Annotated in this window: 13 protein-coding genes; 3 read left to right on the top strand and 10 right to left on the bottom strand. The window is 63.9% G+C overall.

Annotated elements, in window-relative coordinates:
• On the bottom strand, nucleotides 1–1,392 hold the full coding sequence (locus NKH93_RS01875; protein ID WP_352817940.1) for a transaminase: 1,392 nt from the start codon (nucleotides 1,390–1,392) through the stop codon (nucleotides 1–3).
• 158 nt (nucleotides 1,393–1,550) lie between these two features.
• On the opposite strand from NKH93_RS01875, the gene NKH93_RS01870 reads away from it, so the two are divergent.
• On the top strand, nucleotides 1,551–2,297 hold the full coding sequence (locus NKH93_RS01870) for an IclR family transcriptional regulator (protein ID WP_352817945.1): 747 nt from the start codon (nucleotides 1,551–1,553) through the stop codon (nucleotides 2,295–2,297).
• Nucleotides 2,298–2,590: 293 nt separating this feature from the next.
• On the opposite strand, the gene NKH93_RS01865 is transcribed toward NKH93_RS01870, so the two are convergent.
• Complete coding sequence (locus NKH93_RS01865) at nucleotides 2,591–3,508, bottom strand: LysR family transcriptional regulator (protein WP_352817948.1); 918 nt, start codon at nucleotides 3,506–3,508, stop codon at nucleotides 2,591–2,593.
• Between the two features lie 501 nt (nucleotides 3,509–4,009).
• Here NKH93_RS01865 and NKH93_RS01860 point away from each other — a divergent pair.
• Nucleotides 4,010–4,909, top strand: a complete 900-nt coding sequence (locus NKH93_RS01860; protein WP_352539269.1) for an MBL fold metallo-hydrolase — start codon at nucleotides 4,010–4,012, stop codon at nucleotides 4,907–4,909.
• Nucleotides 4,910–5,366: 457 nt separating this feature from the next.
• Nucleotides 5,367–6,314 carry a helix-turn-helix domain-containing protein gene (locus NKH93_RS01855; protein ID WP_352767497.1) on the top strand — a complete coding sequence of 316 codons (948 nt, stop codon included), beginning with the start codon at nucleotides 5,367–5,369 and terminating at the stop codon, nucleotides 6,312–6,314.
• A 148-nt stretch (nucleotides 6,315–6,462) separates the two neighbouring features.
• On the opposite strand, the gene NKH93_RS01850 is transcribed toward NKH93_RS01855, so the two are convergent.
• The 8 genes from NKH93_RS01850 to NKH93_RS01815 all read right to left on the bottom strand — a co-directional run bounded on the left by NKH93_RS01850 (nucleotide 6,463) and on the right by NKH93_RS01815 (nucleotide 13,202).
• A complete protein-coding gene (locus NKH93_RS01850) occupies nucleotides 6,463–7,449 on the bottom strand; it encodes a branched-chain amino acid ABC transporter permease (RefSeq protein WP_352469659.1) in 987 nt (328 codons plus the stop codon).
• Between the two features lie 5 nt (nucleotides 7,450–7,454).
• On the bottom strand, nucleotides 7,455–8,351 hold the full coding sequence (locus NKH93_RS01845; protein WP_352469658.1) for a branched-chain amino acid ABC transporter permease: 897 nt from the start codon (nucleotides 8,349–8,351) through the stop codon (nucleotides 7,455–7,457).
• The gene (locus NKH93_RS01840) at nucleotides 8,348–9,076 is read right to left on the bottom strand and encodes an ABC transporter ATP-binding protein (protein ID WP_502893727.1); all 729 of its coding nucleotides are present in this window, start codon (nucleotides 9,074–9,076) and stop codon (nucleotides 8,348–8,350) included. The genes NKH93_RS01845 and NKH93_RS01840 overlap by 4 nt, the downstream gene beginning before the upstream one ends.
• A complete protein-coding gene (locus NKH93_RS01835) occupies nucleotides 9,057–9,794 on the bottom strand; it encodes an ABC transporter ATP-binding protein (RefSeq protein ID WP_352968962.1) in 738 nt (245 codons plus the stop codon). The genes NKH93_RS01840 and NKH93_RS01835 overlap by 20 nt, the downstream gene beginning before the upstream one ends.
• A gap of 140 nt (nucleotides 9,795–9,934) precedes the next feature.
• Entirely contained in the window at nucleotides 9,935–11,143 is a 1,209-nt protein-coding gene (locus tag NKH93_RS01830; RefSeq protein ID WP_352539272.1) for an amino acid ABC transporter substrate-binding protein, read from the bottom strand.
• Between the two features lie 55 nt (nucleotides 11,144–11,198).
• Nucleotides 11,199–11,588, bottom strand: coding sequence for a nuclear transport factor 2 family protein (locus NKH93_RS01825; RefSeq protein ID WP_352469655.1), 390 nt, complete (start codon nucleotides 11,586–11,588; stop codon nucleotides 11,199–11,201).
• Nucleotides 11,589–11,605: 17 nt separating this feature from the next.
• A complete protein-coding gene (locus NKH93_RS01820; RefSeq protein WP_352469654.1) occupies nucleotides 11,606–12,400 on the bottom strand; it encodes a MoaF C-terminal domain-containing protein in 795 nt (264 codons plus the stop codon).
• A 13-nt stretch (nucleotides 12,401–12,413) separates the two neighbouring features.
• Nucleotides 12,414–13,202, bottom strand: coding sequence for an SDR family NAD(P)-dependent oxidoreductase (locus NKH93_RS01815; RefSeq protein WP_352469653.1), 789 nt, complete (start codon nucleotides 13,200–13,202; stop codon nucleotides 12,414–12,416).
• Nucleotides 13,203–13,258: the final 56 nt, after the last annotated feature.

The raw sequence follows: 13,258 nt of genomic DNA, 5'->3' as shown, positions 1-13,258 counted from the left end.
TCAGACGACTCCGGCGCCACGCACGAGATCAATGAAACGGGTGAAGACCTCGGCGTGGCGGTCGACATCGGCCTCGGTCGTCGCCGGACACATCAGGAACATGGTGTGGAAGGGCGTCACCAATATGCCCTCGTTCATGTAGAAGGCGTGCAGCAGCGTCTCGAGATCGCCGCGCCGGCCGGCGATGACGTCGGCGCCGTTCCGCGGCGGATCGGGCATGAACATGATCTCGGCGCGGGCGCCGATCTGCGTCACATGCCACGGCAACTTATTGGCGTTTATGATGCCACGTGCCATCTCCGCCAGCCGCGAGGCTCTGCCGATCATGATTTCGAAGTTGGCGGGCGTGAGCACCTCTTCCAGCACAGCGCGCATCGTGGCTACGGTGAGTGCGTTGCCGGCCAGCGTGCCGCCGATGCCGAGATGCCCCGACTGGCGCACGCGCGGATTGACCATCGGCACGATGGCCCACAACCGCTCGGCGATCGCCTGCGAGACGCCGAAGATGCCGGCCGGAATGCCGCCGGCGATGGCCTTCCCGGCGACCAGAATGTCCGGCTCCAGCCCATGCTCGGACGAATAACCGCCGGGTCCGCTGGAGATCGTATGCGTCTCGTCAATGATCAAGACCGTGCCGGTGCGGCGGGTGATCTCGCGAAGGGCTGCATGAAAGCCATCGGCGACCGGGATCATGCCGAAATTGGTCATCAGCGGCTCCGTCAGCACACAGGCGATGTCGCCGGCCGAGAGTGCCGTTTCGAGCGCAGCGACATCGTTGAACTCGACCACCCTCGATACGGCCGAATGGTCGACCCCGTTGGGATGGATCATGTTGCGCAGGCCGACACGGCCGTCGCGGATCTCGACATGCGCTTCCTCGACGCCGCCGTGATAGCAGCCGGAAAAGACCAGCACCTTGTCGCGGCCGGTGATCATGCGGGCGATGCGGATGGCGCCGCGATTGGCGTCGGTGGCCGAGGTGGTCAGCGTCCAGTAGGGCAGTCCGAAGCGACGATGCAGCTCAGTGCCAACCCACAGGCTGTCCTGCGTCGGCAGCATCATCGTTGTGCCGTTCTGCAACTGGCGGAGCGCGGCGCGCGTCACCGCCTCCGGCGCGTGGCCGCACATGCCGCCAGTGTCGCCAAGGGCGAAGTCGACATAGTCGTGACCGTCGATGTCTCCTATATGGGCGCCGCTGGCCGACGCGGCATAAACCGGGAAGCCGCCGGCCCAGCGCCGCATCCAGTGCGAGGGTCCGCCATAGAGGAAACGCTGCTTGCCCTCTTCCCAGGCCGCCGCTGAGCGCGGATGCGTGTCACTGAAGCGCGCCTGCTCGCGGTCAAGCAGCTCACCAATGGTCGTTGAATGCGAATCGCTTCTGCTGGCAGCCATCACAGCGCTTAACTCTCCCTGCCGCGCGATTATTTTGGGGCGCGCGCGCGTTCCAATCTGGTTCACTATTTGAACCAGCATTTTGTATGTTATAGACTGCAAGGTCGGTCGGCTGCTGTCAAGTTAATTCACATGCGAAGTATCTCGGAGAATCGATAATGAGCACAGTCGGCAAGGCGGTTTCGTTGCTCGAGCTGTTCACGCTCGGCGAACCGGAGATCGGCCTCTCCGACCTCGCCCGCAAGGCCGGTCTCGACAAAGCCACCGTAAGGCGCCTGCTGGTAGCGCTTTCCAACCACCGGCTGATCGAGCAGGAGCCGAAGAGTCGCCGCTACCGGCTGGGCGCCGGCCTGTCGCGGCTGGCCCGCATTCGCGACGCACATTTCCCCTTCGTCCGCGTCGCGGCGCCTGTGGCGCGAGAGCTTTCGCTCGAAACCGGCGAGACCGTGCATCTGTCGGAATTCAGCGCCGGGGCGCTGCTGACCGTCCATGTTGAGCTTTCCACCAAGGCCAACCGCGTCAATGTCGATGTTGGCCAGGTGCTGCCGCTGCACGGCACAGCGTCCGGCGTCGCCTTCCTGGCCGCTTCAAGCCCGGATGTGGTCGGCGCCTATTTCAAAAAGCCGCTGCAGGTGTTCACCCGGCATACGGTGACGCGGCCGGACAAGGTTGTGGAGGCGATACGGCTTGCCGCCACGCGCGGTTACTCTCGCAGCGCACAGGGCTATGAGGAAGGCGTGCACAGCATCGCCGCGGCGATCCTCGGCGCTGACGGCCAGCCGATCGGCACCTTGGCGGTGGCTTCACCCGTCTCACGCGTCGACGACGCGACCGCAGCCACACAGGGCAGGGCAGCAATCAAGGCAGCACGGTTGATCACGGCGCGTCTCACCGGCGAACCTTAGCCTTGCATCTCCGCGACGGATGCATCGGGCATGCCCTTGCGCCATAATCTCGCAAAATCGGGCGGAACGAGCGGCTGCCCTCCGCCCGGATATCCGCAGAGCGAAGACGCTCGCGCAATGCCGCGAGCGGCTCATATAGCCGGCGGTCAGATTTCTGCTGCCCAAAGATCAGTTTCCGATCGGTTCGACCGGCTGGTCGGAACACGCTCAGGGCGTTGGACGGACTTTCTCGAAAGAGGAACTCGGGGCGACTTCGCTGTACACGGTGGCGAGACGACGCCCGCGAGCAGACATCAGCCGTTGCGGAAGAGGTTTCGAGGCCGCTGCCTGCCGTTCTGAGAAAGCATCTCGACGAACCGTGCAACCTTGGGCGGGCGGAACCGGCCGGCCGGATACACGGCGTGGATGCCGCCGGTAGGCAGCGTCCAGGCAGGCAGAATCGGCACCAGCCGGCCAGCCGCCACATGATCGCCGACAAGAAAATCGGGAAGGATCGACATACCGGCGCCCGCTAGGGTTGCCTCCAGCACGGCCGGGGTGCTGTTGATCGTCATGCCGGGCTTCATGCGGACTGTCCGCAGTTCATGATCCCCCCGGGTAAACCGCCACACCAGCGGCTCCTTCAGCGCGACATTCGCGACAAAGGGGAGGCCGGACAGTTCCTCGGGCTCGCTCGGGGACAAGTCTCCGGCTATGTCGGGCGCGGCGACCAGAAATTGCCGGAATGAGCTGATCCGGCGCGCCTGCAGGCTGGAGTCGGTAAGCCAACCTACGCGAATCGAAAGGTCGATCTGGTTGGCGACCAGATCCATCCTGGCGTCCGAGAGGATGAGATCGACCCGGCATGCCGGATAGATTCGACAGAACTCGGCTGCCAGTGGCGCGACGGTGATCGCGCCGTAATCGTTGGACGCGGTGATCCGCAGTACGCCCAACGGCTGAGCATTGGTCTGGGCAAGTTCGGCGAAGGCCTCTTCTGCCTCGCTCAGGATCATCACGCATCGCGCGTGAAGCTGCCGGCCTGCCTCGGTCGGCTCGACCCTGCGCGTCGTGCGCAGCAGCAGGCTTGTCTTCAATTCCGCTTCAAGCCGCGCAACCTGTTGGCTGACGACTGTCTTGTTGACGCCTAGCCGATCGGCCGCGCGAGTGAACGAGCCCATGTCCACCACGGCCGCGAAGTACGCCAGTCTGTTGAGGTTGATCGCTTCCATGCTCGCCTGCTCCGATTGTGCGCTTATACCTCACATTGAATCCAATTCATCGATATTTATCGTCCAATCGAAACGGTCCATCCTTCTGTGCGTCGGGCAACCGGGTCCGCGCAGGAGGAAAAGCAGAGTGACGATCGAGGCTTTTCCCGCAATGGGCCACGTCTACGAGGCTCGCTTCGGCGACCTCGCCTTCCATCTGCAGTTCGATGCCGAGGCACCTTCATGCGCTTGCCTCCGGAGGCGGCCAAGTTCGCCAAGGCGGAGGCCGTCCGCGACCGGGCGCTGGAAGTTCGGCCAAGGGTGTTCATGGTCTGGACCGAGGTTGCCGGGACGACCGTGGGTCCATGTCGGGGACTGCGAGAACGGTATCGTCCACACCACGATCACTCGGCCCTATCTGAGCTTCCTGAATTTATCCGGCGGCTGGACCCGGCCGACTCGATCTCAATATCGCGCGCACCCCGATTTCTTCAGCGCCATCCAATCCGAGAGGACACCCACATGCTTACGAGGAGACAAGTCATGAAAACCACATTTGCCATCAGCGCCGCTGCCGTCTTCGCCCCTGCCGATATCGGCCGTGCGGCTGGAACCGGACTTGCCTGGAAGCATTTCCCGGCCGGCCCAAACGGTTTTTTCCGCGCCCCCGTCCTGCTTTCCGGCGCCACCGAGGCGCTGCTGATCGACGGCGGCTTCACCTATCCGGACGGCCGCGCGCTGGCCGAAGAGATCAAGGCCAGCGGCAAGAAACTGACCACGATCTATGTCAGCCAGTCGGACCCGGACTACTATTTCGGCCTGAAGCCGGTGCGTGAGGCATTCCCCGAGGCCAAGGTCGTCGCCGCCTCGGACACGGTTGCCGCGATCAAGGCGTCGGTCAAGAAGAAGCTCGATGTATGGGGACCCCAACTGAAGGAGAACGGTCCGCAGACGCTGGCCGACATCGTCCTGCCCGATGCGTTTGACGGTCCGTCACTGACTGTGGATGGTGAGACGGTGGAGTTCGTCGCCGCCGAGGGCCTCGCTAATCGCCGCTATCTCTGGGCGCCCTCGCTGAACGCGGTGTTTGGCGGCGTCCTGGTCTTCGCCGGCGTTCATGTTTGGACCGCCGACACCCCGACCAGGGAATCACGCGCGGTCTGGATTGCCAATCTCGACAAGATCGCAGCGCGCAAACCGACCGTCGTCGTGCCGGGGCACATGACGCCTGAGTCGCCGGTCGACATCTCCGCTGTCGAATACACCAAGACCTATCTTCTGGCCTTCGAGCAGGAACTCGCCAAGGCCGCGGACGCCGCGGCGCTGAAGAGCGCGATGGAGGCCCGCTTCCCAGGCCTCGGCATGGGCGTCGCCCTCGACATCGGCTCGAAGGTCGCGAAGGGCGAGATGAAGTGGGGCTGAGATGAGCGCCAATTCGATCTGATCCGGAGGACCTATGAAGGGTCCTCTCCGAGGAGAACGGCGGCGATCTGCTCGCCGTGCTCGCGCGTCCGAAGTCGAATAGACCGAGGCGGAACGCCTTCCCTGTGCCGGCATGGACGCCCTGATGAATGTGTCTTCCAGTGCTTGGCCACCGAGCGGACCGGCTATCGCGCCGACGTCCACGGCTATCTCGCCGACGGCGACCGGGTACCGGCCTTTGAAACGGCTCGACCGCAAGATCGGGCCTTTCCGCACGGCAGCGGCATGGGGCCCTTCAGTAACGCGGACACCAGGATGCCGGCCGACTTCGTCCGGCGCGGCGTGAAGCACCTCCGCCGTTGCGGCAAAGATGCTTATCATGTTAAGGATGACGTGGCGCTGCCGCTGCGTCACAATCCCGCGACAAGACGGGAACAACGAGAATGTGGAGGAGACTATGATCGCCCACCACGTGAGCGTCGCCGACGGCGAGGCTTTCCTATCTGCGTCGCGGATGCTGTTCGGCCCGATCACCCAGCGTTTCTCACGCGGCGAGGCGCCGTCGCTGCCGAAGCTCGTTTCCGTGCATCTCGGCTCCTGCCGGCTTTCCGAGATCAAGGCCAAGTCGCATCTGGTCGTCAGCGACCGTACCTTCTGGCGCAGCTTCGATCCCGACGCGATCAAGATCCTGATGCAGCTCAGCGGTCACAGCCGCTTCGAGCAGCAGGAGGTCGCGGTCGATCTCGGCCCACGCGCTGCGATCATCTATGATCCAATGCGCAGCTATTCGCTGCAAAACCTGTCGGATGTTGACCAGCTCATCCTGCAGGTGCCGCGCTCGACCTTCGGCGACGGGACGCTGGCGCGGCTCTCGGCGCCGGTGCCGTTGCCCGGCAACGACGACAGCCTCACCCATATCGTTTCCGGTCTGATGCAGATGGCGATCGGCACCGCTCACAAGCTCGACGAGGCCGGCTGCCGCCGTGTCGGAGAAAGCTTGATACAACTCGTCAACGGACTGATCCAGGCAAAGCCGACGGCGCCGGACTTCCGCCGCTCGCCGCTGGAAGCGCTGCGCGAACGCATCGTCGCCTATATCGACGCCAACCTGGCGCGCTCAAACCTGTCGGCCGAGGACATAGCCCGCCACATGGGCTGCTCCCGCCGCTATCTGCACCGCGCCTTCGAAGGCGAAGGCACCACACTGGAGCGGTTCGTGTGGGATAGGCGGCTGGAGCGCAGCAAGGAGGAGCTGCTGTCGCCCGCCCGCGCCTCAGCCTCCATCTCGGAAATCGCGTTTGCCTGCGGGTTCAATTCGAGCGCACATTTTTCGCGGGCGTTCAGAAGCAAGTATGACGTGGCGCCGAGAGATTTGCGGGAGCGAGTGCGTATGGTGGTGCATTAGGAAGGTGCTGTTAGCCGTACCTTTATCGGATACAGCAAATTGTTTTGCGCCCGTATGAGGCACATTGTATCCTCACCTTCCATAATTTTTCGAGGGCTCTCACTCCCGACTTGCAGCGCTGACGCTTCAACAGGGCTCTACCCAGACCTCAAGCCGTCCGCGCCCTGCCCGCAAAACTCCGCATCAGCCCCTTCGGCAAGAACAGCATCGCCAAGATGATGGTCAGCCCCGAAATCACCGGGTGGTAATCCGGCACCACTATGCGCGCCAGGTCGAACACCGCGTACATGACGAAGGCGCCGAGGATCGGGCCGAGCAGGGTGCCGGTGCCGCCGACCACCGTCATCATCAGCGGCAAAAGCATCCAGTCGAGGTCGAAGACGGAGTCCGGGCCGACATGGAAGATGTAGTAGGTATAGAGGCTGCCGGCGACGCCGGCGATGAAGGCGCTGCCAGCAAAGGCGGCGACCTTGACCCTCAGCGTGTCGATACCGTTGGCCGAAGCCGCCATCTCGTCATCGCGCACGGCGATCAGCGCCAGGCCGTAGCGCGAGCGCATCAGCAAGCGGATGGCAAGCGCCGTGCCCACCATCAGGCCGAGCCCGACCAGATAGTGCGGCAAGAGCGTATCGAAGGTGCCGGCGGGCGCCACGACGCCGAATGCGCCGCCGGTGAAATCACCACCATTGATGAACATCACCTTGATGATCTCGCCGAAGCCGAGCGTGCCGAGCGCGAAATAGTCGCCGCGCAGCTTTGACAGCAGCGGCAGGCCGATGATGATGGCGGCGACGGCCGCGACCAGCCCGCCCAGCATCATCGTCACCGGGTCGAAATAGTAGATCCGCGGATAGGCGTCATAGAACGTGCCCCAGAGATAATTGCCGCTCCACAGAATGGCGGTGGTGTAGGCGCCGAGCCCGAAGAAGGCATGGTTGCCGAGGCTGATCTGGCCGCCGAAGCCGGCAACGAGGTTCCAGCCTTGCGCCATAGTGGCGTAGATGAAAACGAAGAACAGGAACGAGAAGGCATAAGAATCGATCGCGCCGGGCAGGAGCGGCACCAGCGCGAGGGCAGCGACCACGGCAATTGCGATCCCAATCCAGAATTGTTCCGGCAAGGCTTTCATCATCATGACGCTCAAGCCTTCTTGTAGGGCCGGCTGAACAGGCCTTCCGGCTTGAACATCAGCACCGCCAGGAACACGCCGTAGGCGATGGCGTTGGTCCAGCCGCCCGAGATGAAATACTGCACATAGGCTTCGATCAGGCCGAGGATGATGCCGCCGGCAAGTGCGCCCGCGACATTGCCGATCCCGCCCAGCGCCAGCGCCACCAGCGCCTTGAGGCTGAAGATGAAGCCGGCGAACGGGTTGAACGGGAAAGTCGTCGCCACCGCGACGCCGGCCGCTCCGGCGAGTCCGATGCCGATCGCGAAGGCGACGGCGTTGACGCGGTGCGGGCTGATGCCCATCAGCGTCGCCGCCTCCATGTCCTCGGAGGCCGCGCGCACCGCCTTACCAACCAATGTCTTGCGCAGGAATAGCACCACCAGGCCGGTACCGGCGAGCGCAATCACGAAGCCCATCGAGCGGGTGAAGGAGGTGCGCACGCCCAAAATCTCGATGCCGCTCGCCGTGTAGGAGGTGACGATGGCCGCGGTGTTGCCGCCCCAGATAACCGTCATCAGGTTCTGGATCAGGAACATCAGACCGACCGCGATCAAGAGTGAGATGTTGCGGTCCTCCGCTGCCGCCGCGCGGCGAAACAGGCCTTGGTAGACCAGCCAGCCGACGACGAGCCCGACGGGCACGACGATCAGCAGCGACGCGAAAGGGTCGATGCCGACGCCGTAGAACAGCGCCCGTACGAAATAGGCGGACAGGATGATCATCGCGCCCTGCGCCAGAAAGATCAGCCGCATGGTGCCGAAGATGAGGCTGAGGCCCACCGCCGCAACGCCGTACATGGCGCCGCCCAGCGCGCCGTTGAGCGACAGCTGCAGCAGGATTTCCGGAGGCGGAATGTTCTGCATCATTGCACCTCCAAGACGCCCATATAGGCCTTCTGGATTTCGGGATCGGCGATGAGCTCGGCACCAGTGCCTTGCATGGCAAGCTCGCCGGTTTTCAGCACGAAGGCATAGTCGGCGACCTTCAGTGCCTGATGGATGTTCTGCTCGACCAGGAGGATGGTGACGCCCTGCTTGTGCAAGGTCTCGATCAGCGCGAACATCTGCTGCACCACGATCGGGCTGAGCCCCAGCGACGGCTCATCGAGGATGAGCAGCGACGGGTCCGACATGGTGGCGCGCGCGATCGCCAGCATCTGCTGCTCGCCGCCGGAGAGCGAACCGGCCTTCTGCCCTGCCCGCTCCTTTAGCCGCGGAAACAGCGTGTAGGCTTTCTCCAGCGACTGCTTGAAGCGCTTCCGCACCTTGGGTTGGAAGGCGCCGAGCTCGAGGTTTTCCAGCACGGTCATCTGCCGGAACAGGCCGCGCCCTTCCGGTACATGCGCGATGCCCATCGCCGCGATCTCCTCCGGCGCCTTGCCGGCCAGCGGCGCGCCGGAGAGGAAGATCTCGCCGCGCTTCGGCTTCAGCAGACCGGAGATGGTCTTCAGCAGCGTCGTCTTGCCCGCGCCGTTGGCGCCGACAATGGCGACGATGCTGCCGGCGTCGACGTGGATCGACACGCCCCACAGCGCTCCGACGTCGCCATAGGCGACTTCCAGATTGGTGACGTCAAGCAGCCGGTTCGCCAAGATAGGCCTCTATCACTTTGCGGTTGGCGACGATCTCGCGCGGCGTGCCGTCGGCGATCTTCTCGCCATGGTCCAGCACGATCACCCGGCTGCATACCTTCATGATGGCATCGACCTTGTGCTCTACCCACAGGATCGAGACCCCCTTGTCTGTGCGCACGCGGCGGATGACATCGACCGTGCGCTGGATCTCGGTCGGGTTCAGCCCCGCCATCGGTTCGTCCAGCAACAGCAGCCCCGGGCTGGAGGCAACGGCTCGCGCGATCTCCAGCAGCCGCCGGTCGGACAACGTCATATGCGCGGTGCGGACATCGCGCTTGGCGGTCAACCCGACCAGTTCAAGTGCCTCCTCGGCGGCTGCCGTCGCATGCTTGACGCGGCCGCCCGAGCCATAGACGGCACCTACCATGATGTTCTCGAAGGCCGTCATGGTCAGGAACGTGCGCACCAGCTGGAAGGTGCGGGCAATGCCGAGCCGGCAGATGCGATGCGGGGCCGTGCCGGTGATGTCCTCGCCACGGAAGCGGATACGGCCCTGGGTTGGGGTGTAGAGCGCGGTAATTGCGTTGAACAGTGTCGACTTGCCGGCGCCGTTGGGACCGATCAGCCCGATCAGCTCATTGGCTCCGACGGCGATGTCGATGTTGTTGAGCACGACAAGCCCGCCGAACCGCTTCTGGATCGCCTCGAGGCGAAGCAAGGTTTCGTCAGGCTGCATCGTGTGTTTCCGTTTCTCGAGGGGAAGCTATCCGCGCAATCTATCGAGGTCAGCGCCGCCCTCATCGCCCTGCCGGCCTTCTCCCCGAGTAGGACGGGGAGAAGGGCAGGCGGCAACGTCGGAGCCCGTGCCCTCGCCGCTCAGCGCTTGTCCCAGGCCGGCGCCGGCTTGTAGGTCCAGTTGCCATTCGGGAAGATCAGCTGGTGCTTGCCTTGCCACCATTGCGTGGCAACGCTGGGGATCAGCGCAAAGCCGGTCTGGTCGAATTTGAGATCGCCGACGACGGTGTCCTTGAATTCCTGGTTGAAGACCGCGTCATGCAGCGCGGCGGCATCGGTGGTTCCCGCCTTTTCGATCGCCTGCGCCAGCACCTGCGCATTAGCGTAGAAGGCGCCGACTGTGACGGAGTCCTTCTTGAATTCGGCCTCGTAGCGATCGCCGAGTTCCTTGGCGCCGCGATAGGGATAGCTCGACGACCAGAAACCGTCGGTCATGATGTAGTCCGAATCCGCTCCGAGCGCTTCGTGGAACTCGCCCGTCCAGGTGCCCTTCCAGCCATGCAGATAAGGCACGGAGAAGCCGAGCTCCTTCATCTGGCGCAGCAGCGTCACCGTGTCGGCCGGCGAGCCGAACACCAGCATGGCGTCGACATTGGCGGCCTTGAGCTTGGTGATCAGCGCCGAATAGTCGGTGGCCCCGATCGCCCAGGGATCGTCGACCGCGAAAGTGTAGCCATATTTCTTGGCCGCCGCCTCGAAGGCGCCGCCAAAGCCCTTGCCGTCGGGCGAATCCTCGGTGACAAGTGCCGGGTTCTTCGGCTTCTCATTGGCCGGCAGCTTGTTCCAGATCTCGAATGGCACCTCGGCGCCCGGCCCCGGGTGGAAGAAGAAGAGGGCCGAGTATTTGAGCTTCAACGGCTGCCACTCGAACGGGAACGCCGTCGTGATCATGTAGAACTTCTTGTATTTCTCGGCGACGATGGCACCGGCGATGTTCATCGGCCCGGAATGGGTCGATAGCAGCGCGTCGACCTTCTGCACCTTGATGAGGTTTTCCAGCGCCGAGGCGACCTTGCCTTCCGAGCTTTCGTCGTCGGCGACGACGAGGCGCACCGGCAGCTTCTTGCCGGCCGACTTGAGCATGATGCCGCCGGCCTTGTTGATGTCGGCCACCGCTTGCTCATAGGCCCATTTCTGCTCCTTGCCGTCGCCGGCCAGCGGCCCGGTCAAGGAGATCGGAGCGCCGATGACGATCTCGTCGCCGGCGGCATTCGCGACTCCTGTGCCGCCGGCCGCAAGTGCGGTCGACAGCACCAGGCCCGCCAGCATTGCCTTCAGATTGTTTCCCATTGCATCCTCCCAGGTTGTTTCATCGGCCGGACGCATCGGCGCCCGCCCGCATGCCTCAGACCGTCGCTGCCGCGACCAGCCTGGTATCGGTGAACTGCTCGAAACTCACGGCTTTACCGTCGTCCATCTCCCAGACATGGACGACGCGCGCCGACATTTGCTTGCCGGTCTTCCTGTAGGTGCCCGAATAGGTGCCGATGCCGACGATGGTGGCGCCGCCGTCGACCAGTCTTTCGAGCTTCAGCGTGTAGCCGTCCCACTCCTCGCCGATGCGCTTGAAGACCCCCGCTATGATGGCGTCGGGGCCGACATAGGTGCCGGCATAGGGGAAGCCCGCCATTTCGGTCCAGGCGGTGCGGCTGGTGATTGGCGCCATCATCGCAGATAGGTCCTTGGCATCGGAACCGGCGTAATGGGCCTTGATCGCTTCGTAGTTCTTGTTCATCGCGTTCTCCCGCGCGGTCAGACCGGCGCCTTGCCTTCGTCGTAGACGGTTCTGGATTTCTTCTCGATGTGAGCGCCGGCCGGCTTGTTCTCGACCTTGCCCAGGCTGGTCACGCCGAGGAATTTCCCGGTCGAGCGCATGACGTCCCAATTGTAGAAGAACAGCGAGGCGACCGGGATGATGAACTCGCGGAAGCCGAACACATATTGGTTGTCGGCAAACTTCCAGGTGGTCGCCAGGTCGACGTCGCCATGGCCACGCTGGATGCCGACGAGGTTCTGCCAGGCATAGCGCTCGGAGCTTAGATAGATGTGCTCGTAGACGTGGTTGGGGCTGTATGTGTAGTGCGCGGTGAGCCCGATCAGGTCCCGGGTCGGCGCCGGCTTGATACCGGTCGGCGCGTTGCTGGGATCCCCGAGCACGCCGGCCGACCAGGTCTGCGCGACGCGCGGCTCGCCGGGCGCTTCGCCTGCTTCACGCACCCGTTCGCGCACCGACAGCACCCGGCGCGTGCTTGTGTTGACGATGTAGGCCTCATCCTCGGTCGGCCGGGCGGCGAAAGTCATGTTGATGAAGAACACGTTGGCGGCGACTTCGAGCGCCTCGTACCAGTCCGCGCCGGCCTCGCTGCCCTCGCTCCACGCCACCGTGTCGGGCGACGTGAAGGCAAGGTCGATTGTGCGCCCCGTGTCGAGCGTGATCTTGAAGGTCTGGCCGCGCAACGCTGATGTCGTCGCCAGCCGGTTGGTGGCGATGCCGGCGGCGAAATCGTCGAAATGCTTCCAGTCCGCCGGCCTGTTCTGGTCGTTCATCGCACTCCCCCAATCAATCGACAAAAGCTAATGTCGGCAGGTCGACGACGGTGGCGCCGCCATCGACGGTCAGGATCGAACCGTTCATCATGGCCGCCTCGCTCGAAGCGACGAAGCAGACGACGTTGGAAACCTCTTCCGGTGTCGCCGGCCGGCCGAGCGGGACGTCCCTGGTCACCAGCCGGTAGGCATCGTCGATCGAGCCAAGTCCGTGCTTCTCGACGATCACCGCCATCTGTTCGTCGGCCATGTCGGTCGAGACCCAACCCGGGCAGATGATGTTGGTGCGCACGCCCTTGCGGCCATAGTCGCGCGCCAGCGATTTGCCGAAGCCGATGCAGGCATGCTTCATGGTGACGTAGCCGGCGGCGTCCGGGCCGGCAAACAGGCCGGCGATCGAGGCAACGACGACGATGTTGCCCTTCCGCGCGATCAGGTCCGGCAGGCATTCGCGGGCGCAGACGAAAGCGGTGTCGAGATTGGTGCGCGTCGCCAGGCTCCAGGTTTCGTCGCTCATCGAAATCGTCGGGCCGACACCATGGCCGCCGGCATTGGCGACGAGGATGTCGACAGGTCCGATTTTTTCATGCACTTCGGCAAGCGCCGCACGCACCGCCTTCGGATCGGCGGCATCGCCCTGCACCACCAGACCGCCAATATCCTTGGTCACAGCTTCCAGCGGCTCGCGCCGCCGGCCCATCAGGACCACCTTGGCGCCGTCGGCCGCCATGCGCCTGGCCACCGCCGCGCCGATCCCGGTGCCGCCGCCGGTAATGAAAGCCGTCTTTCCCGAAAATCGCATTGTTCCATCCCGATTGGTAAGCGCGCCGGCTATGTGCCGATCTTCGCTGGGAATAA

It is taken from the genome of Mesorhizobium sp. M0954, assembly GCF_040319155.1.
Taxonomy (GTDB): domain Bacteria; phylum Pseudomonadota; class Alphaproteobacteria; order Rhizobiales; family Rhizobiaceae; genus Mesorhizobium.
This window is presented reverse-complemented; position numbering and strand designations above follow the sequence as displayed.